The organism is Streptococcus sp. 263_SSPC (assembly GCF_001071995.1).
Lineage (GTDB): Bacteria > Bacillota > Bacilli > Lactobacillales > Aerococcaceae > Granulicatella.
In genome coordinates, this window is record NZ_JVNU01000051.1 from 1 (window position 1) to 22,531 (window position 22,531).

Annotated in this window: 21 protein-coding genes; 20 read left to right on the forward strand and 1 reads right to left on the reverse strand. The window is 39.8% G+C overall.

Translation table 11 applies throughout. From position 1 onward, the window contains the following. Nucleotides 1-476, reverse strand: a 476-nt coding sequence (locus ADH02_RS07645; RefSeq protein ID WP_048781743.1) for an ISL3 family transposase, incomplete at its 3' end; no start/stop codon positions are given. 220 nt (nt 477-696) lie between these two features. On the opposite strand from ADH02_RS07645, the gene ADH02_RS07650 reads away from it, so the two are divergent. The 20 genes from ADH02_RS07650 to ffh all read left to right on the forward strand — a co-directional run bounded on the left by ADH02_RS07650 (nt 697) and on the right by ffh (nt 22,487). Further along, complete coding sequence (locus ADH02_RS07650) at nt 697-2,361, forward strand: formate--tetrahydrofolate ligase (RefSeq protein WP_048783898.1); 1,665 nt, start codon at nt 697-699, stop codon at nt 2,359-2,361. 20 nt (nt 2,362-2,381) lie between these two features. Continuing rightward, complete coding sequence (locus ADH02_RS07655; protein WP_048783900.1) at nt 2,382-4,271, forward strand: ABC-F family ATP-binding cassette domain-containing protein; 1,890 nt, start codon at nt 2,382-2,384, stop codon at nt 4,269-4,271. 14 nt (nt 4,272-4,285) lie between these two features. After that, on the forward strand, nt 4,286-5,233 hold the full coding sequence (locus ADH02_RS07660) for a thymidylate synthase (protein ID WP_048783902.1): 948 nt from the start codon (nt 4,286-4,288) through the stop codon (nt 5,231-5,233). Nucleotides 5,234-5,248: 15 nt separating this feature from the next. Next, the gene (locus ADH02_RS07665; RefSeq protein WP_048783904.1) at nt 5,249-5,746 is read left to right on the forward strand and encodes a dihydrofolate reductase; all 498 of its coding nucleotides are present in this window, start codon (nt 5,249-5,251) and stop codon (nt 5,744-5,746) included. Beyond that, on the forward strand, nt 5,743-6,399 hold the full coding sequence (ung, locus tag ADH02_RS07670) for a uracil-DNA glycosylase (RefSeq protein WP_048783906.1): 657 nt from the start codon (nt 5,743-5,745) through the stop codon (nt 6,397-6,399). The genes ADH02_RS07665 and ung overlap by 4 nt, the downstream gene beginning before the upstream one ends. 92 nt (nt 6,400-6,491) lie before the next feature. After that, nucleotides 6,492-8,123 (forward strand): prealbumin-like fold domain-containing protein, encoded by a 1,632-nt coding sequence (locus ADH02_RS07675; RefSeq protein WP_048783908.1) that lies wholly within the window; start codon nt 6,492-6,494, stop codon nt 8,121-8,123. A 141-nt stretch (nt 8,124-8,264) separates the two neighbouring features. Beyond that, a complete protein-coding gene (locus ADH02_RS07680) occupies nt 8,265-8,705 on the forward strand; it encodes a hypothetical protein (RefSeq protein ID WP_048783910.1) in 441 nt (146 codons plus the stop codon). A gap of 90 nt (nt 8,706-8,795) precedes the next feature. After that, nucleotides 8,796-9,857, forward strand: coding sequence for a DNA polymerase IV (gene dinB, locus ADH02_RS07685; RefSeq protein WP_048783912.1), 1,062 nt, complete (start codon nt 8,796-8,798; stop codon nt 9,855-9,857). A 307-nt stretch (nt 9,858-10,164) separates the two neighbouring features. After that, on the forward strand, nt 10,165-11,271 hold the full coding sequence (gene pdhA, locus ADH02_RS07690) for a pyruvate dehydrogenase (acetyl-transferring) E1 component subunit alpha (RefSeq protein WP_048783914.1): 1,107 nt from the start codon (nt 10,165-10,167) through the stop codon (nt 11,269-11,271). Between the two features lie 2 nt (nt 11,272-11,273). Next, nucleotides 11,274-12,251, forward strand: a complete 978-nt coding sequence (locus ADH02_RS07695; RefSeq protein WP_048783916.1) for an alpha-ketoacid dehydrogenase subunit beta — start codon at nt 11,274-11,276, stop codon at nt 12,249-12,251. 83 nt (nt 12,252-12,334) lie between these two features. Beyond that, nucleotides 12,335-13,951 (forward strand): 2-oxo acid dehydrogenase subunit E2, encoded by a 1,617-nt coding sequence (locus tag ADH02_RS07700; protein ID WP_048783918.1) that lies wholly within the window; start codon nt 12,335-12,337, stop codon nt 13,949-13,951. A gap of 78 nt (nt 13,952-14,029) precedes the next feature. Further along, complete coding sequence (lpdA, locus tag ADH02_RS07705) at nt 14,030-15,436, forward strand: dihydrolipoyl dehydrogenase (protein WP_048783920.1); 1,407 nt, start codon at nt 14,030-14,032, stop codon at nt 15,434-15,436. A 250-nt stretch (nt 15,437-15,686) separates the two neighbouring features. Further along, nucleotides 15,687-16,640 carry a carbohydrate kinase family protein gene (locus ADH02_RS07710; RefSeq protein ID WP_048783927.1) on the forward strand — a complete coding sequence of 318 codons (954 nt, stop codon included), beginning with the start codon at nt 15,687-15,689 and terminating at the stop codon, nt 16,638-16,640. Next, complete coding sequence (locus ADH02_RS07715; RefSeq protein WP_048783929.1) at nt 16,637-17,551, forward strand: pseudouridine-5'-phosphate glycosidase; 915 nt, start codon at nt 16,637-16,639, stop codon at nt 17,549-17,551. Before ADH02_RS07710 ends, ADH02_RS07715 begins: the two co-directional genes overlap by 4 nt. 810 nt (nt 17,552-18,361) lie before the next feature. Continuing rightward, nucleotides 18,362-18,643: a UPF0223 family protein gene (locus ADH02_RS07720; RefSeq protein ID WP_048711176.1), complete on the forward strand. Its 282-nt coding sequence runs from the start codon at nt 18,362-18,364 to the stop codon at nt 18,641-18,643. Further along, the gene (locus ADH02_RS07725; protein ID WP_005605229.1) at nt 18,643-19,422 is read left to right on the forward strand and encodes an inositol monophosphatase family protein; all 780 of its coding nucleotides are present in this window, start codon (nt 18,643-18,645) and stop codon (nt 19,420-19,422) included. The genes ADH02_RS07720 and ADH02_RS07725 overlap by 1 nt, the downstream gene beginning before the upstream one ends. Before the next feature lie 53 nt (nt 19,423-19,475). Beyond that, on the forward strand, nt 19,476-20,012 hold the full coding sequence (locus tag ADH02_RS07730) for a TIGR00730 family Rossman fold protein (protein WP_048783931.1): 537 nt from the start codon (nt 19,476-19,478) through the stop codon (nt 20,010-20,012). Between the two features lie 121 nt (nt 20,013-20,133). After that, nucleotides 20,134-20,550 (forward strand): hypothetical protein, encoded by a 417-nt coding sequence (locus ADH02_RS09565; RefSeq protein ID WP_048783932.1) that lies wholly within the window; start codon nt 20,134-20,136, stop codon nt 20,548-20,550. A 144-nt stretch (nt 20,551-20,694) separates the two neighbouring features. Beyond that, complete coding sequence (locus tag ADH02_RS07740) at nt 20,695-21,033, forward strand: putative DNA-binding protein (RefSeq protein ID WP_048783935.1); 339 nt, start codon at nt 20,695-20,697, stop codon at nt 21,031-21,033. A gap of 17 nt (nt 21,034-21,050) precedes the next feature. Continuing rightward, nucleotides 21,051-22,487, forward strand: a complete 1,437-nt coding sequence (gene ffh / locus ADH02_RS07745; RefSeq protein ID WP_048711171.1) for a signal recognition particle protein — start codon at nt 21,051-21,053, stop codon at nt 22,485-22,487. Nucleotides 22,488-22,531: the final 44 nt, after the last annotated feature.

Below are 22,531 nucleotides of genomic sequence, written 5' to 3' on the forward strand. Positions count from 1 at the left end.
TGTAATGGTTTAATGGTCAATAATCGTGCTGTATCATCTATGATACGTCTTACAGTATGAACTGAAACATTTGTTTCTTTTGCAATATATGTTTCAGATACTGTTTCACTTATTTTTGCCTTAATTTCATTTTTTAAACGTTTCGAAATATGACAATGTTTTTCTACGATTCTACTAGTGTCTGCGGTAAATGAAGAGCCGCATTCTTTACAGAGAAATCTCTGCTTGCGTAGATTTAAGTAGGCCGGTAGGCCTGAAACAGAACAGAGAGTGATACGAGAAGTTTTCGTGCCATTTTTGACGATATTATTATTTTGGCTAACACATCCACAAACGGTACAAAATTCTGGTTTATGCGTATATGTAGCTGAATAAAATAAAGATTTTCTCTTTTTAAATATCTTCTCTTGAACTGTATTATCCCAGATAATGTTTTTATCTTTGATTTGTAGCGTAGCTTCTAGTATATTGTTCATATGGTCATCATCCTTTTGTATTAGGTTTAGGCGCTTTTAATATAATGGATGTTGGCCTTTTTGTATACACTAAAATAGGGTTGATGGAAAATTTCCATCAACCCTAAAAATTATAGAACCAAAATAATAAGAAAAGAATGAGGATGATTGCATCCTCATTCTTTTTTTTGCTTCAAATTATGGTATAATAAAACGAATATGCATCAAGCGAGGTGACCTCATGAAAACAGATATTAAAATTGCACAAGAAAACCAAATGCAACCCATCACGGTGATTGCTGAAAAGCTTCATTTAACTCCTGATGAAATAGAACCATATGGAAAATACAAAGCAAAGATTGATAAGACTGCTATTCATAACCTAGAGAATTTTGGAAAACTCATTTTAGTGACATCGATGAATCCAACTCCTGCTGGAGAAGGAAAGTCTACAGTAACAGTTGGGCTTGGGGACGCACTAACGGCTATTGGAAAGAAAACAGCCATTGCGCTCCGTGAACCTTCTCTAGGACCAACGCTTGGGCTTAAAGGGGGAGCCACAGGTGGAGGTTATGCACAAGTTGTTCCGATGGAAGAAATCAATTTGCATTTCACAGGGGACATGCATGCCCTAACGACAGCAACAAATCTGTTATCTGCTATCATCGATAATCATATTCATCAAGGAAATGAATTAGAAATCGATCCTAGCCGCATTGTTTGGAAGCGGGCCTTGGACTTGAATGATCGTGCACTGCGAGAGATTGAAATTGGACTGGGTGGTCCAGTGAATGGGACAACGCGTAAAGACGGTTTTGATATTACGGTCGCAACCGAAATGATGGCGATTCTTTGCCTGGCGAGTGATTTAAGCGACTTGCAACGACGCGTTTCAAATACTCTCGTAGCGTATACAAAGTCAGGAGAACCTGTTACTGTGTTTGATTTAGGTGCGGAAGGAGCAATTACCGCATTACTTAAAGAGGCGATGAAGCCTAATCTTGTGCAGACATTGGAAGAAACACCGGCTATTGTTCATGGGGGACCATTTGCTAATATCGCTCACGGCTGTAATAGTGTGGTGGCGACGAGAATGGCATTGACGCTTGCAGATTATGTCGTGACAGAAGCTGGATTTGGGGCTGACCTTGGTGCACAGAAGTTCCTCGATATTAAAGTTCCTGTTCTTGGAAAACATCCAGATGCAGTTGTGCTTGTAGCGACTATTCGTTCGACGAAAATGCATGGTGGCGTTTCGCTTGATGAACTCGCACTTGGTGAGAATCTCGAGGCGGTTCGTGAAGGTTTCAAAAATGTACGAAAACATATCGAAAACTTACAAGCTTATGGCTTACCAGTTGTTGTAGCATTAAATGAATTTTTAACAGATACGAAGAACGAACAAGACCTCTTTATGGAATTATGCCGTGAGATGGGTGTGACTTGTGTTCTTACGAGTGTGTGGGAACACGGAAGCCAGGGCGGTATCGCACTAGCAGAGAAAGTCGTCGAATTATGTGAGAACAACGCTACTTTCCAACCAACTTACGATATGAGTGCGACAATCCAAGAAAAAGTCGAGACGATTGCGAAGAACGTTTATGGTGCTACAAACGTTCATTATTCAGATGAAGCTCTTACACAATTGAAGGAATTCGAAAAACTGGGATGGAACAATCTTAATGTGTGTATTGCGAAAACACCGTATTCATTCTCAGACAACGCTAAGTTAAAAGGACGTCCAGAAAACTTTGAAATTACAATTCGTTCATTGATTCCAAAACTAGGTGCTGGATTTATTGTAGCGTTAACTGGAACAGTTTTAACGATGCCGGGACTTCCTAAAGTTCCAGCAGCACTTGGAATTAGTGTTGATGACAATGGAAAAATTCAAGGGTTATATTAAGAGACTTGAAAGGAGTTTGCATGAAAGATTTTAGAGTCGATCATTTGAAAAAATCTTATGGTGCGAAATCATTATTAGAAGACGTGTCCTTTATTATTAATGAAGGAGAACACGTGGGGTTAATCGGTCAAAATGGGACTGGTAAGAGTACATTATTATCCATTCTAGCAGGGGTTGATTTTGCCGAATCAGGAGACATCACAACGTCTAACGATTACAGAATAGGATACTTATCTCAGCAACCAGAATTGGATGATGACGATACGATTTTTGAGGCCTTGTATAAAGGCGACCATCCAACATTAAAAGTCGTTCATGACTTTGAAGAAGTGGTGGAACAATTACGAGAAAATCCAAATTCAGAAAGCCTTACAAAACGATACAGTGTTTTAGAGCAAAAGATGAATGAAATCGATGGATGGCAAGTGGAAGTTCAAATCAAGACCATTCTTCAAAAGATGGGACTTACGGATATTCAGAAAAAAGTTGGAACGCTCTCTGGTGGGCAGAAGAAGCGTGTTGGACTTGCAAAAGTATTGATGGAAGAACCGGATTTACTATTGCTCGATGAACCAACGAACCATTTAGACTTAGAAGCTATCGAATGGTTAGAAGGATATTTAGCCAATTACAAAGGCGCGATGATGCTCGTGACTCACGACCGTTACTTCTTAGAACGTGCCGTAACGCATATGTTCGAACTAGTGAATGGGCGAATCGAAGCTTACGAAGGAAACTATGAGTCATACTTAGAGCAACGAAGCAAACGAGAACAAATCGCAGCTCGTATGTCGCAGAAACAAAAACGATTGTACTTGAGCGAATTAGAATGGATGCGTCAAGGGGCTCAGGCTCGTTCGACGAAACAACAAGCGCGTATTCACCGATTTGAAGCGTTAGAAAAAGAAGTGAAACAGACGACTTCTCAAGATAAATTGGTGATGGAATTTGACCAAGCTCGTATCGGGAAACGTGTCTTCCAAATGGAAGATGTCAGTCTTTCGATTAATGGACAACAAATCGTGAAGAATCTAGACTGGATAATTCAAAGTCAAGCACGTGTCGGGATTGCTGGGGTGAATGGTGTTGGAAAATCTACTTTCCTAAACGCCATTGCTGGACAGATTCCATTTGATAGTGGTCAGTTTGTTGTCGGTGAGACCGTTCGAATCGCGTACTATAAGCAACAAGATGAAGATATCCCAATGGATAAGCAACTTATCCAATATTTACGAGAAGAAGCCGAAGAGATTAAACGTGAAAACGGAGAAGTAGCTTCTATTTCAGAACTACTCGAGACGTTCTTATTCCCAAGACATCTACATGGAGCGTACATCCATACATTGTCTGGGGGAGAGAGAAGACGACTCTACTTACTTCGCTTATTAATGACAAAACCAAATGTGTTATTATTAGACGAACCAACGAATGACTTGGATATCGATACATTAACCGTACTCGAGGACTTCCTAGAGTCGTTTAATGGAGCAGTCCTTATCGTATCGCATGACCGATACTTCTTAGATAAGACGGTCGACCAATTATTTGTCATCCGAGGCGAAGGGCAAACAGAACTGTTCTACGGATCAATGAGTGAGTATTTAGAACAAGAAAAAACACTAGCAAAAGTTGCGGTGGAAACTCCTAAGGCAGAAGCGCCAAAAGTGGAGGCTCCAAAATCAGCTCCGGCTAAGAAGATGACGTATCAAGAGAAGAAAGAATGGGAGACGATTGAAGCGACCATTCAAGAACTCGAAGAGAAATTAGAATTCTTGCAAGAAGAAATGAGTGTCCACGCACAAGATTTTGCCAAACTACAAGAATTACAAGAGGAATTAGACAAGACGGAAGAAGCGGCAAGTGTGGCTTATGAACGTTGGGAATATTTAGCAGAACTAGCAGGGAATTAAAGAAAGGAACAGATATGACGAAACAATATAAAGACTTACTAAGAAAGATTTTAGAAGAAGGAACCATTAAAACAGACCGTACTGGTACAGGTACAAAGAGTGTGTTCGGATACCAAATGCGTTTTGACTTGCAAAAAGGATTTCCACTGTTGACAACAAAACGTGTAGCGCTCGGTTTGATTAAGAGCGAGTTACTATGGTTCTTACACGGAGATACAAATATCAAATATTTATTAGAACATAACAACCACATTTGGGATGAATGGGCGTTTGAACGTTATGTTTCTTCTCCAAAATACACTGGTCCTGATATGACAGACTTTGGACGTCGCTGCTTGCAAGACGAAGCGTTCAATGAAGTATACCAAGAAGTGAAGAAAGACTTCTGTGAAAAAATCTTAACGGATGATGCGTTTGCGGCTGAATTCGGCGAACTTGGAAATATTTACGGTTCACAATGGCGTCACTGGAAAACAACAAAGGGTGAAACGATTGACCAAATCGCAGACTTACTGAACTTATTGAAGAATTCTCCAGATTCACGTCGTATGATTGTTTCAGCATGGAATCCAGAAGATGTGCCTAGCATGGCGCTTCCTCCATGCCACACAATGTTCCAATTCTACGTGGCTGATGGTAAATTAAGCTGCCAATTGTACCAACGTAGTGCGGATGTGTTCCTAGGAGTGCCTTTCAATATTGCAAGTTACGCTTTATTAACCCATTTAATCGCAAATGAAGTAGGCTTAGAAGTTGGTGAATTCGTTCATACATTAGGCGATGCGCATATTTACATAAACCATATGGAACAAGTAGAAACGCAATTAGCGCGTGAAGAAAGAGAATTGCCAACACTCGTATTAAAACATCCTGAAAAATCAATGTTTGAGATTGATGTTGATGATGTGATTGTAGAAGGATATAATCCGCATCCAACGATTAAAGCACCGATTGCCGTGTAATGCTGGGGGAGACAGATGTTAATTTATATTTGGGCTCAAGATGAACAAGGGCTTGTTGGAAAAGACAATACGCTTCCTTGGCGATTGCCGAATGATTTGAAATTCTTTAAAGAAGTAACGATGGGACAAACCATCCTTATGGGACGTAAAACGTTTGAAGGGATGGGAAGTCGCTTGCTTCCAGGACGTCAAATCATTCTTTTAACAAGAAGTGACGATTATGAAGTGCCAGGTGCTGAAGTCGTAACTGATTTACAAGAAATTATCGAAGATGCCAAACACGAGGATATTTATGTGTGTGGTGGTGCCGAAGTCTATCGTCTTTTAAAAGATCGTGTAGAACTTTTATACTGCACAAGAATCCATCATACATTTGAAGGGGATACGTATTTTCCAACCGATTTTCCGTGGGGAGATTTTATCAAAGTAAAATCAATCGAAGGAGAAGTGGACGAGAAAAATATCTATCCATATACGTTTGAAATCTACGAGAGAAAAGAGGAAACTCTATGACAACATGGCATGATGTCATTGGAGGAGAAAAGGAAAAAGAGTATTTCCATGCAGTACGTTCGTTTGAACAAAGCGAGCGAAATCATCATAAAGTGTTTCCAGCTGCTGAGAATGTCTTTAAAGCCTTGGAACTGACACCATTTGATAACGTGAAAGTGGTTATTCTTGGTCAAGATCCGTATCATGGTGACGGCCAAGCACATGGCCTTAGCTTCTCGGTACAAAAAGGAATCGCCTTGCCACCTTCATTACTGAATATTTATAAGGAACTTGAAAGCGACCTAGGAATTCCAGTTGCCAAGAGTGGGGATTTAACTGCTTGGGCAAAACAAGGAGTGTTACTGCTCAACACGGTTTTAACCGTTCGTGCACATGAGGCGAATAGTCATCGCGGACAAGGGTGGGAGACGTTTACGGATGCGGTGATTACTTCTCTCAATCAAAGCGACCATCCAATCGTCTTTGTCTTGTGGGGGAAACCTGCTCAATCAAAAGAAAAGCTCATTACCAATCCAAATCATTTGATTTTGAAGGCACCACATCCAAGTCCGTTGTCATCTTATCGCGGCTTCTTTGGAAGTAAACCCTTCAGTCAAATTAATACATTCTTAGAAAAAACAGGTCAACAGCCAATTGATTGGCGCGTAGAGTAAGTGGAATTTTTCCCGCTTGCTCTATTTTTTTTGTCTTCAGTATGAAGTTTATGGTACGATAATGAAAACGGTTAAAAGAAAGAAGGGTTTTTATGAAGATAAAGAGTAAATGGTTTGGTTTATTCGCAACTTTATTGATGATTTTATCATTGGTGTTTTTCGGAAACACTTCGGCAAAAGCTGCTGAAGCAAAAGAACTGCAGAATGTAATTTCAGGATTAGAACTTCTTGATCAATCGGATACAAAATTAAGTCCCGATGCAAATGGAGTCTATCAAATCCTTACAAATAGAGCCTATAAATTAAGAGCTGTATTCGACTTAGAGCATTACAATGGCGATATTCAAAATGGTGATTTCTTTAAATTAGAAGTGCCCGCTGAGATTACATTCTACGATAATCATGATGTGGAATTAGTGGATTTAGCAACAAATGTCCCAATTGCGGATGCACATTTTGAAGGGCACGGGGATAATCAAGGTGGAACAATTACAGTAACCTTGAAGAACCTTGACCAATATTTAGCAGCAAAGGGTGCGGATACAGTTAAAGAGGTCAAAGGAACTTTGGCTTTAAACTTCTTATATAAAAAGAATGTATCTAATCAACCTGTAACATTTGACTCACCTTCACTGCAAACAACGATTATACAAACTTATAATGTTCAAACTCTTTCAGAAGAAACAGATCCAATCGGGAAAGAAAACTTTGCGAAAATTGGTGGGCAAGCAGCTAATAAAGCTTGGACATCAGCAAAACTTGAAGCTGCGGGTTCAAAAGCTTCTGGGCAATATGTTTCTGAGTGGAAAGTACGTGTGAATACAAGCGGAGAAAACTTAGGAGATAACTTAGTTTTAACAGATACATTACCAAGTGACCCAACAACTGCTTCAATTCAATATATTCCTGAATCATTAGTGGTATATAACGCTCCTTCAATGACAGAATCAACTTCTGGTAAAGCAGCGGATTTTGTTCAATTAGTAGAGGGAACTGATTATACAGTTAACTGGAATTCGAACTATACAAACTTTACGATTACATTCAAAGATGGAAGCAAGAAATACTATGTCACTTACGACACAACAACTCCAAACGATGGAAGTAAAGTTCAAAATATGGTTTCTGTTGCAAAAGCAGACGGAACGCTAGTCACTCGTCGTACAAACACAACTGAAACAACATTCACAGCCAGTGCCACTTCACTATTCTCAGGAACCATTGAAGCATCGAGCGCTTATACTGTTAAAGTAAGTAAAGTAGATGAAAAAACATTGAATCCTGTAGCAGGGGCTGTCTATGTGATTACAGATCCAGATGGAAATACAGTTGAAGTGACTACTGATGCAGAAGGTCATGCTGTTTCTCCACAGTTTGATGAAAAATACGCTGGAAAAGAATTTAAGATTAAAGAGAAGACTGCTCCAGAAGGTTACGAATTAGACGAAACAGAATACACAGTGACTCTTGGACAAGACCGAAGCATCTTACATGTGAAAGATACTCCTAAAGAGGAAGAAACAACTACTACAACTAGAACAACAACGACTGAAGAAACTACAGTTACAACAGTTGAGGAAACTTCAACAACTATAACAGAAGAACTTCCAAACACAGGTACTGGTAACCAAACAATTTATATGGTGATTGGTGCATTACTAGTGGTTGCGGCAGTTGGAGTATTAGTCTTCGCGAAGAAAAAAGATTCTGACGAAGATAAATAACAATCCATAACCAAATGAAAGGCTGACAAGTTTCTTGTCAGTCTTTTTTGGCTCTAAAATATCCTAATTCCGATTGAAGTCCGCTTTTAGGAGGAGTACAATAGAAGTAGATAGAAGAAACGTTGAAATGGAGGGATAATGATGAAAAAGATAATGTTAATCTACTATAATATAGTCGCTGTTTTAACCATTCTCTATTTAGTATTGACTGCAACTGTAATGAACTTAGGAAATACTTTTATCACAACTCAAGGATGGCATGTTGTAATTCTTAGTGCACTCATCTTAGTAATTATATTTGGAATGGAATTTGCGAAGAAGAAGTTTCCAGATGACTTCTTCGAATTTATAATTGAAAATGCCGGATTACTTTGTATCGCCTGGCTCACATTAGTCGTTCGAGCGTTTGGAGTGACTGTTTTAAAACATGCGGCAGACCTTTCTTTAGATGAGTGGATGCAACAAGTGATCCAACGAGCAGGTGTTGTACAGATTGGGATATTTGCTATCACCAATGGAATCGTGGTCGCAAAAATCATTCGCTATTTTGTAAGGAAAAGAAGTTTAGCCAATAATGAATAAAGACAGAGCGGGATGCTAATGTGCATTCCGTTTTTATTTTTAGCAGAAAATCGATAAGATAGAAATGAGAAATGAGTAGAAAGTGGGGGTATGATGCGAAAGATTTTACATGTCGATATGGATGCGTTTTTCGCATCAGTGGAACAAAGGGACCATCCTGAGTGGAGAGGAAAGCCTGTAATTGTCGGTGGGAAACCAAACCATCGCGGAGTTGTGTCTACTTGTTCATATGAGGCGAGAGCTTTTGGCGTGCGTTCTGCTATGCCGACTGCCAAAGCGATGAAACTTTGTCCACAAGCTATCCTCACGCCTGGACGATATGATTTGTATAAAGAAGTGTCTGCTCAGGTGCATGAAGTGTTTCGAACCTACACGGATTTGATTGAACCACTTTCAATTGATGAAGCTTATTTAGATGTCACTGATAATAAGAAGGCCATGACTTCTGCGACTATGATTGCCCATGCGATTCAAAAGGATGTCTATGTGAAGGTCGGATTAACTTGTTCCGTTGGCGTGTCCTTTAATAAGTTTCTCGCGAAAATGGCATCAGGTTATCATAAGCCTTCAGGAGTGACCGTCATTACACCAGAAAATGCTAAAGAGTTTATTCGCACAATTCCTATTGAAGATTTCTATGGTGTTGGAAAAGTGAGCGCAGAGAAATTGAAACAAGCGGGCATTCTAACAGGAGAAGATCTCTTTCCATTATCTAAGGAAGAACTGGAGAAGAAGTTTGGCAACCTTGGCCCGCGATTATACTTACAAGTGCGTGGGGAGTCTAACGACCAACTGACGCTTCACCGGGAACGTAAATCGATTGGAACCGAACGGACATTAATAAAGGATACAACCGACCATGGTATTTTAACTGGATACTTGGAGGAGTTTGCAGAAGAATTAGAAGGAATGTTGAAGAAGAGAAGTTTGGCTTGTAGAACCGTCACGCTGAAGTTAAGAGATTCGGAATTTAATACAATGACGAAGAGTGTTACAATGCGTGATTATTTGAATAAACAAGATGAAATCTATTCGATTGCACTGCAGTTGTTTGAGGAAATGATGGAAGAACGCCCGATAAGACTGATAGGACTCACCGTTTCTCATCTGGAAAATACAAATAGGCTCTATAAACAATTAAAACTGTTTTAAAATAATAGTACAGTTTTCATCAACATACTAGTACAGTTTCATTGTGAAAATCAAGAAAATAGTTACTGAAAAATACTGAAAACAGAAAAACGATTGAACAAATAAGAATAAAAGAAGACTTTATTTAGCGTAAGATAGTGGTAGTTTTTTCACAAAGTTAACAAAAACGCTCTATAAAGTCTTCTTTGCTTGCATATTTCACAAAAGTTTGTTAAATTATTATACGATAGCAGAGGGAATAGTACAGTTTTAACTACCTGTTTTGTCTGTTAAGCACAATTTCTTATAGAAAAGGGGAAAAAGAAGTATGGCAACGAAGAAAAAATTCAATCTCGATGCACTTTTCACACCAAGTAACACGAACTTCGAAATGGTTCAAGTGTTAGACGCAGAAGGAAATGTTGTAAATCCTGACTTAGTACCAGATTTGTCTGATGACGAATTAGTTCAATTAATGACTGACATGGTATGGTCACGTATCTTACACGAACGTTCAACTGCATTAAACCGTCAAGGACGTTTAGGTTTCTACGCTCCAACAGCTGGACAAGAAGCTTCACAATTAGCTTCTATCAAAGCTTTTGAAAAAGACGACGTTCTATTACCAGGTTACCGTGATGTACCTCAATTAGTAAAACACGGCTTACCATTATCACAAGCATTCTTATGGTCTCGTGGACATGTTGCAGGTAACATGTACCCAGAATCATTAAAAGCTTTACCACCACAAATCATCATTGGTGCTCAATATGTTCAAGCAGCCGGTGTTGCTTTAGGTCTTAAAAAACGTGGTAAGAAAAATGTTGCAGTGACTTATACTGGTGATGGAGGATCTTCACAAGGGGACTTCTATGAAGGTATTAACTACGCTGGTGCATACCAAGCTCCTGCGGTATTCTTCATTCAAAATAACGGTTGGGCAATTTCAACTCCTCGTGAGTTACAAACTGCTGCTCCAACATTGGCTCAAAAAGCAGTTGCTGCTGGTATCCCTGGTATCCAAGTGGATGGTATGGACCCATTAGCAGTTTACGCTGTAACTAAAAAAGCTCGTGAATACGCAGTTGCTGGAAACGGTCCTGTGTTAATCGAAACAATCTGCTTCCGTTATGGTCCTCATACATTATCAGGTGACGACCCAACTCGTTACCAACCAGAAGGAATTCAAGATGAATGGGCTAAGAAAGATCCATTAATTCGTTTCCGTAACTACCTAACAGCTAAAGGCTTATGGTCAGAAGAAAAAGAAAACGAAGTAATTGAAGCAACTAAAGAAGAAATCAAAGAAGCTATTAAAGAGGCTGACAAACAACCTAAACAAAAAGTTTCATTCTTCTTAGAAACAATGTTTGAAGAACCAACAAACGTTATTAAAGAACAAATCGAATACTTTAAAGCAAAGGAGAATAAATAATTATGGCACAAATGACAATGATTCAAGCCATCACTGATGCATTGGCTGTTGAATTAAAACGTGATGAAAATGTCCTAATTTTCGGGGAAGACGTTGGTAAAAACGGTGGGGTTTTCCGTGCAACTCAAGGGCTTCAAGATGAATTCGGTGAAGACCGCGTGTTCAACACTCCTTTAGCAGAATCTGGTATCGGTGGTTTAGCAATCGGTTTAGCTTTAGAAGGTTACCGTCCAGTTCCTGAAATCCAATTCTTCGGATTCGTATTCGAAGTAATGGATAGCGTGGTAGCTCAAGCAGCTCGTACACGTTACCGTATGGGTGGAACTCGTAACATGCCAATCGTATTCCGTTCACCATTTGGTGGTGGGGTACACACACCTGAATTACACTCAGATAACTTAGAAGGTTTAGTAGCTCAATCTCCAGGTTTGAAAGTGGTTATCCCTTCAAACCCATACGATGCAAAAGGATTATTAATTTCAGCAATTCGTGACAACGACCCAGTTGTTTACTTAGAACACATGAAATTATACCGTTCATTCCGTGAAGAAGTTCCAGAAGGAGAATACACAGTTCCTCTAGGAGTAGCTGCAGTAACTCGTGAAGGTAAAGACGTATCTGTAATTACTTACGGTGCAATGGTTCGTGAAGCTGTTAAAGCTGCTGAAAACTTAGAAAAAGAAGGAATCTCAGTAGAAGTTATCGACTTACGTACTGTTTCTCCATTAGACTTAGACACAATCTTAGCTTCAGTTGAAAAAACTGGTCGCGTAGTTGTTGTTCAAGAAGCACAACGTCAAGCTGGTGTTGGCGCAATGGTAATGTCTGAAATTTCTGAACGTGCAATCTTAAGTTTAGAAGCTCCAATCGGACGTGTTGCAGCTCCAGATACAATCTTCCCATTTGGTCAAGCAGAAAACGACTGGTTACCAAATGCTAGCGATATTGAAGCTAAAGTTCGCGAAACAGTGAACTTCTAATTCAACAATTTTCATTTCTAAAGAGCCTCTCGCACGAGTGTGCTCTTTAGAGTTTTATTAAAATTAAGAAGGGATGTACAAGCATGGCTTTCCAATTTAAAATGCCTGATATCGGTGAAGGTATCGCAGAAGGCGAAATCGTAAAAATCGACATTAAAGTCGGAGATACAATTCAAGAAGATGATATTTTATTCGAAGTACAAAACGACAAATCTGTAGAAGAAATTCCTTCTCCAGTAAGTGGTAAAGTATTAGAAGTTAAAGTTCAAGAAGGTACAGTAGCTCGCGTAGGCGACATCATCGTAGTTATCGACGATGGTTCTGGCCCAGCAGAAGCAGCTCCAGCAGCGGCTCCAGCGGCTTCCCCTGTACCAGCTGCACCAGCAGCAACAAGCACTTTCCAATTCAAATTACCTGACATCGGTGAAGGAATTGCAGAAGGTGAAATCGTTAAAATCGACATCAAAGTAGGCGACAAGATTGCTGAAGATGACATTTTATTCGAAGTACAAAACGATAAATCAGTAGAAGAAATTCCTTCTCCAGTATCTGGAACTGTTACAGCAGTTTTAGTATCTGAAGGAACAGTAGCTCACGTTGGTGATGTAATCGTTGAAATCGCAACAGAAGGCGGTTCTCACGCACCTGCAGCAGCGGCTCCAGCAGCACCTGCAGCACCAGCAGCAGCTCCAGCGGCACCAGCAGCTCCAACAGGAGTTCCTGCAGCAAGCAACCCTGGTAAATTAGTATTAGCAATGCCTTCAGTTCGTCAATATGCACGTGAAAAAGGTGTTGATATTACAGCAGTAGTTCCAACTGGTAAAGGTGGACGCGTAACTCGTGAAGACATCGATAACTTCGGTGGCGCACCAGTAGCAGCTCCTGCAGCTCCAGCAGCAGTAGAAGCTCCTGCAGCATCTGCACCAGCAGCTCCAGCTCAAGCATCTGCACCAGCAGCGGCTCCAGCTCCAGCTAAACCATTCGTTGGATCAGCAGAACGTGAAGAACGCGTTAAATTAACTCCAATGCGTAGAGCAATCTCTAAAGCAATGGTTAACAGCAAACACACTGCACCACACGTTACATTACATGACCAAGTTGAAGTTTCTAAACTTTGGGATCACCGTAAGAAATTCAAAGATGTTGCAGCTGCACAAGGTACTAAATTAACATTCTTACCTTACGTTGTTAAAGCTTTAGCAGTAGCAATGAAGAAATTCCCAGTATTGAATGCTTCTATCGACGATGCATCTCAAGAAATTGTTTACAAAAACTACATCAACATCGGTATCGCTACAGATACAGATTTAGGTTTATTCGTTCCAAATATCAAAGATGCAAACACTAAGAGCATGTTTGGTATTGCAGATGAAATTAACGCATTAGCTGCAAAAGCTCATGAAGGTAAATTAACAGCTGCAGAAATGGGACAAGGAACAATTACAATCTCTAACATCGGTTCAGTAGGTGGCGGTTGGTTCACTCCAGTTATCAACTACCCTGAAGTTGCGATTTTAGGTGTTGGTACAATCGTTCGCGAACCAGTAATCAACGAAAACGATGAAATCGTAATCGGACGTAACATGAAATTATCATTAAGCTTTGACCACCGTATCGTGGACGGCGCAACTGCTCAAAAAGCTATGAACGAAATCAAACGTCTATTAAACGATCCAGAATTATTATTAATGGAAGCTTAATTCATTAAATTGTTAGGAACGGCGTAGACATGGGTTTACGTCGGTTCCTTATTTGAAAACTTTTAAGAGGTGAAAAAAATGGTAGTAGGCGATTTCGCTATTGAACTAGATACAGTCGTAATCGGTGCCGGCCCTGGTGGATATGTTGCAGCTATTCGTGCAGCTCAAGAAGGTCAAAAAGTTGCGATTATCGAGAAAGAATATTTTGGAGGTGTCTGCTTAAACGTTGGATGTATTCCATCTAAAGCGTTAATTTCAGCTGGACATCATTACCAAGAAGCACAACACTCAGAAGTGTTTGGTGTGACTGCTAAAGAAGTTGTTTTAGACTTCGCTAAAACTCAAGAATGGAAAGATAACCAAGTTGTTAAGAAATTAACTGCTGGTGTTGAGTACTTATTAAAGAAAAACAAAGTTGAAATCATTCGTGGAGAAGCTTTCTTAGTAGACGAACACACTTTACGTGTTGTTACTGAAGACAGCGCTCAAACATACTCATTCAACCACGCTATCGTAGCTACTGGTAGCCGTCCAATCGAAATCAAAGGTTTCAAATTTGGCGGACGCGTGATCGATTCAACTGGTGGTTTAGGTCTTAAAGAAGTTCCTAAAAAATTAGTTGTTATCGGTGGTGGGGTTATCGGTTCAGAATTAGGTTCAGCATATGCTAACTTAGGTTCAGAAGTGACAATCCTTGAAGGTGCTCCAAGCATCCTTTCAATGTTTGACAAAGACATGGTTAAACTTGTTGAAGACAACATGGCTAAAAAAGGTGTTACTATCGTAACAAACGCAATGGCTAAAGAAGCTGTTGACAATGGTGATAGCGTAACTGTTAAGTACACAGTAGACGGCAAAGAAGAAGCTGTTGAAGCTGACTACGTAATGGTTGCTGTAGGTCGCCGTCCTAACACTGATGAATTAGGTTTAGACGTTGCTGGTGTTGAAATGACTGAACGTGGTTTAGTTAAAGTTGACAACCAAGGACGTACAAACGTTAAATCAATCTTTGCAATCGGTGATATCGTTCCTGGACCAGCTCTTGCTCACAAAGCAAGCTACGAAGGAAAAATCGCTGCAGAAGCAATCTCAGGTAAAGCAGTGGCTGTTGACTACCGTGCAATGCCATCTGTTGCCTTCACTGATCCAGAATTAGCTTCAGTTGGTTACACTCAACAACAAGCTAAAGATGCTGGTTTACAAGTTAAAGCTTCTAAATTCCCATTATCAGGAAATGGTCGTGCATTATCATTGAACGCTACTGAAGGTTTCGTTCGTTTAATCACTACTAAAGAAGATAACGTAATCGTTGGTGCACAAGTTGCCGGCGTGAACGCTTCAGATATTATTGCTGAATTAGGTTTAGCAGTTGAAGCTGGAATGAATGCGGAAGATATCGCATTAACAATCCACTCACACCCATCATTATCAGAAGTAGTTATGGATACTGCTGAATTAGCATTAGGTATGCCAATTCACGTATAATTCTAAAGAATACGACAGAGGACTCGAATTTTCGAGTCCTTTTTTGTTTTAATCAAAGGAAAGATGTTATTGTTTATGTTTTAAATCCGAACAATTATCTGAATGAACTTTGAAATATTTGTGGTTTTCTCCTGGATAGCTTGATTGGAGTAGGGGTTATCCCTTATAATGAGGCGTATAAGACCGAATGAAGGAAAAGCTTCATCAACCTCCATTCATCGAACCTTTTTTAAACGAAGGGGGATGTTTCATGTCAGAAGAGAAGAAATTTAAGGATTCCTACGTACTTTGTATCGGCGGAATGAACGTGGATAAGAAAGTTCAATTGCTCGAAAATCTCGTGCTTGAGACGAGTAATCCAGTGGTCTCGTCGCTAAGTGCCGGTGGTGTTTCAAGAAACATTGCCGAAAATCTGGGACGTCTAGGCCTTCCTGTTAAGATGTTGTCAGTTGCAGGCGATGATGAAAGTTTTACTTGGCTTGAAAAAGAGACTGAAGGCATTATCGATTTTTCACTTGTAGACCGATTAAAAGGGAAAACAACGTCGAATTATACAGCGATTTTGGACCTCCAAGGAGACATGTGTCTAGCTTTAGCCGATATGACCATTTGTGAGGAAATGACGCCTGACTGGCTTATTTCGCACGAAGAAGCGGTGAAACAAGCAGCACTAGTCATTGCGGATTTAAATCTTCCACAAGAAACATTACAAGCACTCATAGAACTAACTAGTCTTGAGAAGATTCCACTGGCCATTATTCCAGTGAGTGGACCGAAGATGAAACGAATCCCTGACAATTTACAAGGAGTGACCTGGATTGTCGTCAATGCGGACGAGTCTAGGACGAGGTACGGCGAACACACGCTTTCGGAACTAGCTAATTTGTGGCAGAAGGATGGCGTTGAAAATATCGTCATTACAAAAGGGACGAAATGTGGTGTTTTTGCAGCTGCAACAGGAGTCGTAAAAACTTTTACACCAATAAAAGCAGATCATGTTCAAGACGTGACAGGAGCAGGAGATTCATTTTCTTCTGGAGTGCTTTACGGAGCTCTTAAGAAAGCAAGCTTGGAAGAGTCGATTGGATACGGATTAACGAATTCGTACTATACGGTCCAAGCCATTGAAACAGTTCGAAAAGACTTAAACGCTAAGTCATTTGAAAAAGAATATCAACAATTAAAGGAAAGAGGTTTATCATGAATCCATTATTATCAATCAGTAAAGAAGTGCAACACGCATTAGACAACAACCTACCAGTCGTGGCGTTGGAATCAACAATCATTTCACACGGAATGCCATATCCACAAAACGTTGAAATGGCTAAAACGGTAGAACAAATTATCCGCGACAATGGTGCTGTTCCAGCAACAATCGCTATCATGGATGGAAAATATAAAATTGGTTTAGAAGAAGCAGATTTAGAACGTCTTGCGAAAGAAAAACCAGTTGCAAAAGTATCTCGCCGTGACTTAGCAGAAGTGTTTGCTAAAGGTGTTTTAGGAGCAACTACTGTAGCGACAACAATGATTGGTGCGCACTTAGCTGGAATTAAAGTATTCGTAACTGGCGGTATCGGTGGGGTTCACCGTGGCGTTGAAGAAACAATGGATATCTCAGCAGACTTAGATGAATTAGGACAAACTCCAGTAACAGTTGTCTGTGCTGGTGCAAAAGCGATTCTTGATTTACCACGTACTCTTGAATATTTAGAAACAAAAGGGGTGCCAGTAGTAGGTTACCAAACAGACTACTTACCAGCATTCTACACTCGTACATCTGAGTACAAATTAAACAGCCGTGTTGACTCTGCAAAAGAAGTAGCAGAAATGATTCGTTACTCTGAGTTATTGAACCTTAAAGGCGGTATCTTAGTTACAAACCCAATTCCTGCAGAATACGAAATTCCACATGAAAAAATCGATGCCATTATCGATCAAGCAGTTCGTGAAGCGGATGAAAAAGGCGTTCATGGTAAAGATAGCACACCATTCTTATTAGCGAAAATCGTTGAGTTAACAGGCGGGGAAAGCTTGAAGACAAATATTCAGCTTGTTTACAATAACGCGAAGCTTGGTGCACAAATCGCAAAAGAATACCAAGAAGGAAAATAATCAAAGGCTTTATGGATTACGATGAATCCTTGCGGATTTGTTTGTAGTTGCTGTGACAAGGCACCGGTTCGAGCCGATGTCTCTCACCTTCAAAGCCTCAAAGAGGCGTATGGATTCAAAATCCTACGCCCTCTTAGCACAGTGGTTGAATGGAATGAGTTTCGCTGTAAACAGCTATCTCATTCCTATTCAACTTTGTGGGGGAAAGAAAACGAAATGCCATAGATACAATGTATCTATGGCATTTCTGTCTTTCTCCCTCGTTTTGATGCACTTCCTGTCACTGCAACTACAAAATCCGCGGATTCTCTGTAATCCATAGATGAATGTTTTTCTTTTGGGATTTGTGCCCAAGGGAAAGGGTCCGGTGCTTCTCGAGTTAGAGAGTGAAGCGACTTAGTTTTAAGAACGTGCTATCAACAAAATATACTGAAAAGCAGTGATAAAGTTAGAGCGGTTTTGTCTAATTTTCGAGGAATCAACCTATTTAGTAAATTCTGGAAGAGTTGTATTAATTCATATAAAGCACCATGAAGATGATGACGAAGAATCTGGTGGATTTTATTGTCGTAGTAATGGGAAAGTGCATTAAATGCGAATTAGCAGGAGTTAGAAAGTTTTTTCTTACTCCTGCTTTGAGGCTTTAAAGGCGAAAGACAAACGGCTTGAGCCGGTGCCCCATTACAACGACAATGAAAAAATCCGCAAGGATTCGAAGTTATCATCTTCATTACTAATTTTTTTGCTTCATAAATGGAAACTCTTGCAGAAAAAGTGTATACTAAATGGGTATGATTGTGAGGTGGCGAGATGGCCAATTATAGTTATCCAATTGATTTGGAATGGTCGCATGAAGAGATGAATAAAGTCATCAAACTTTGGAATGCGGTCGAAGAGGCTTACGAAAAAGGAATCCAAGTAGAAGCTTTTAAAAAAGCCTACCAAGAATTTAAAACGGTAGTCCGTAGTATCGGTGAAGAGAAGAGACTCGGTCGTGAATTCGAGGAGGCATCTGGATATAGCCTTTATCGTGTAGTCCAAGCAAGTAAAAACGCAACAAAAATTATTCGTATGGAAGGATTGAAAAAATAATGGATTTATTAGCAACACACTTATTAGTAAATGACTGGATTATGGAGGCTGGACAAAAAATTCGTCACAGCTTTGGTGAACCATTAAAAGTAGATACAAAAACAAGCCGTAACGACTTAGTAACAAACGTGGATAAAGAAATCGAACAATTTTTTATCGCTAAAATTCGCGAACAATTCCCAACACATAAAATCATGGGAGAAGAAGGTTTCGGTGACGAATTAACTTCAATGGACGGTTACGTTTGGTTAATCGACCCAATCGATGGCACTTTAAACTTCGTGAAACGTCAAGAAGACTTCGGTATTATGATTGCTTTATATAAAGATGGTGTAGGTCTATTAGGTTACATTTACGATGTAATGCGTGATCGCTTCGTCTACGGTATTAAAGATTACGGTGCTTACTGCAACGGCCGTCGTCTTTCAACTCCAGAAATCCACAGCATTGGCGACAGCTCAATCAACGTGAATGGATTTATGTTATTAGAAGCGACTGAAAAAGAAGCAGAAATGATTCGTAAAGCAATGGTTACTCGTACTTACGGGGCTTCTTCAATCGAGCATATCCAAGTGATTTTAGGAAAATCTGTAGCGTATGTTTCTACATTATTAGCACCTTGGGATATCGCACCAGGAATGGTGATTGCTAAAGAATTAGGATTACACTACAGTACAGTAGATGGAAAAGAAGTGGACTTCTTAGTTCCTAACAAGAAGACAACTGGTGTTATCTGTTCTAAAAATATTGCTGACGAAATTATCGCAGCATTTAAATAAAAATGAGTGGAGGGGCGTAAGAGATTACGCCTCTTTCTTTTAAAGGAGAACGTATGAATATTGCAGTTTATTGTGCGGCAAGCCAAAGTAATTGCCCTGCATTTGACAAAAAGACAGAAGAACTAGGGAAGTGGATGGCAAAACACAACCACACACTTGTCTATGGTGGTGGAAATACAGGGCTCATGGGAGTCGTTGCGACTGCCGTGATGAATGAAGGTGGCGAAGTCATTGGCGTGATGCCACAGTTCTTTGTAGACCGAGAAATTGCGAAACAAGATATCACGAAACTTCATATTGTCGATACGATGTCAGAACGCAAAAATCAAATGATTGCTCTCAGTGAAGTGTACATTGCTCTTCCTGGTGGTCCTGGTACCCTCGAAGAAATCGCAGAGGTCGTTTCTTGGGTACGTGTAGGCCAAACCAATGGTATTTGTATCTTCTATAATATGGAAGGCTACTACGACCATTTAGAAGCCTTTTTCGATAAAATGGTGGAAACGAACTTACTGAGCGAAGAAGACAGAAGCCAAATTCATTTTGCAAAAAATTTAGCTGAAATTGAAGTGATTATTGGGGTAGTATAAGATTAATTTTCGAGTGCATTTACTTAAAAAACCGTTTTTTTTTTGTATAATATATATAGTGAATAAATTCATTAATAAGTAATGTTGTTATACTGAGTTAAACAGAAAGGGGAATGAGCTAATGATGAAGTCGTTAAGTAAGGTCTACCAGTATTTGTCTTTTATCTGTTTATTGATTCAATTTCTTTTTTCAATCTATTTCTATAATCAAAGTGGTGTATTTTTTGATGAAGGAGTACTAATACTGTTTCAATCCTTGACTGGACTGTTGGTGATTGGAATAGTACAACGAAGTAACAAGCAACACGATTGGCTAATTGGAGTAGGGGAAGCTTTAATCCTTCTTTTACTTTTTTACCAAATCTTTGCAAGTATCATTATGATTACCGACGCATTTGTGGAGAGCACCATTCCACTTTTCTTACAAGGAGCTTTTGGGATTTGTAGTCAACTAGTTCTTTTGATGATGGGGTGGAGTATTCTTCAACTGTTGATGCAGTTAGGAAGAATGTTCTGTGTAAAAAGGGTGACAACGTAATAAATCAAATGTAGTTCTATTTTTGGAGTGGAAAACAAGCCGGAATGATACAAGTTCTGGGGGAAGTTCTACTCCGTTTTTTTGTTAGCGTAATAACCCTAATTTTGCTATAATAAAGGATATGAGTTTAAGGGAGGTCAACGAATGGAATTAGAAAAAACAACGCAAATGAACTTGCTTGTGGAGTTCTATGGCAGCCTTTTAACCGATAAACAACTCGAATATATGGAGCTCTATTATGGGGATGATTATTCGCTGGGTGAAATCGCCGAAGAATTTGACGTGAGCCGTCAAGCAGTATATGATAATATCCGCCGCTCGGCAAAGTTATTAGAAAACTACGAAGAGAAATTACATCTGGTCGCTGATTTCTATAAACGCCAAGAGCACTATGATGAATTAGAAAAAGAAATTCAAAAGACCTATCCTGAGGCAACTCAACTTGCTTCAATCGTTTCAAAATTACAAGAGATGAATAAATAAACTCAAGGAGTGAAATTATGGCATTCGAAGGATTATCAGATCGCCTGCAAAATGCGATGACTTCCGTTTCACGAAAAGGAAAAATTACGGAAGCTGACTTAAAACAAATGATGCGTGAAGTGCGTCTTGCGCTGTTAGAAGCCGACGTTAACTTCAAAGTTGTAAAAGACTTCGTACGTAAAGTGAACGAACGTGCATTAGGGGCTAATGTGCTTGAAGCATTATCACCAGCACAACAAGTCGTTAAAATCGTTAACGAAGAATTAACAGAATTAATGGGGGGCGAACAAGCGCCGTTCCGTTTCGAAGCAAAACCACCAACAGTAGTGATGATGGTCGGTCTACAAGGTGCCGGTAAAACAACGACTGCTGGTAAATTAGCTTCCTTCATGGCAAAACATGAAAAGAAACGCCCATTACTAGTTGCTGCCGACGTGTACCGTCCAGCCGCGATTGACCAATTACAAACATTAGGGAAACAATTAAACTTCCCAGTATTCTCACTTGGAAATCAAGTAAGCCCAGTGGAAATCGCAAAACAAGCGATTGAAAAAGCGAAAATTGATGGTCGTGACTTAGTGATTATCGATACGGCCGGTCGTTTGCATATTGACGAAAACTTGATGGAAGAATTACAAAACATCAAGGCAGTCGCAAATCCAAGCGAAATCTTACTCGTTGTCGACTCAATGACAGGGCAAGATGCCGTAAACGTGGCTCAAACATTTAACGAACGTTTGGACATCACAGGGGTTATCCTTACAAAACTTGATGGGGATACTCGTGGTGGTGCGGCTCTATCTATCCGTTCTGTTACAGGAAAACCAATTAAATTTACAGGTCGTGGGGAAAAATTAGAAGACTTCGAAATCTTCTACCCAGAACGTATGGCTTCTCGTATTCTTGGTATGGGGGATATGATGACCCTTATCGAGAAGGCGCAACAAGACTTCGATGAAGCAAAAGCGCAAGAGATGGCAGATAAAATTAAAGCAAATACTTTTGACTTTAATGACTTTATCGACCAATTAGACCAAGTGAATAAGATGGGACCACTAGAAGACATCTTGAAGATGATTCCAGGGTTAAATAAAATGGCTGGTCTAAACGACTTAAAAGTGGATCCAAAAGATACAGCTCGTATGAAAGCTATCGTCTTATCAATGACCCCACAAGAGCGTGAAAATCCAGATATCTTATCACAAGCTCGTCGTAAACGTATTGCGGCAGGTTCAGCTCGTCCGTTAGCTGAAGTGAACCGTTTAATCAAACAGTTCAACGAATCTAAGAAGATGATGAACCAAATGTCCAACGGTAATATGAAAGGCCTAGAAGGCATGATGAACCAAATGGGCATGGGCGGACGTACGAATAAACTTGCTCAAATCGGTATGCAACAATACGCACGCCGTCAAAAACAAAATAAATTGAAAAAATTAAAGAAAAAACGTTAGGAAACAGCGTTATAAAATAATTTAAACCGCAACATCTTACTAAA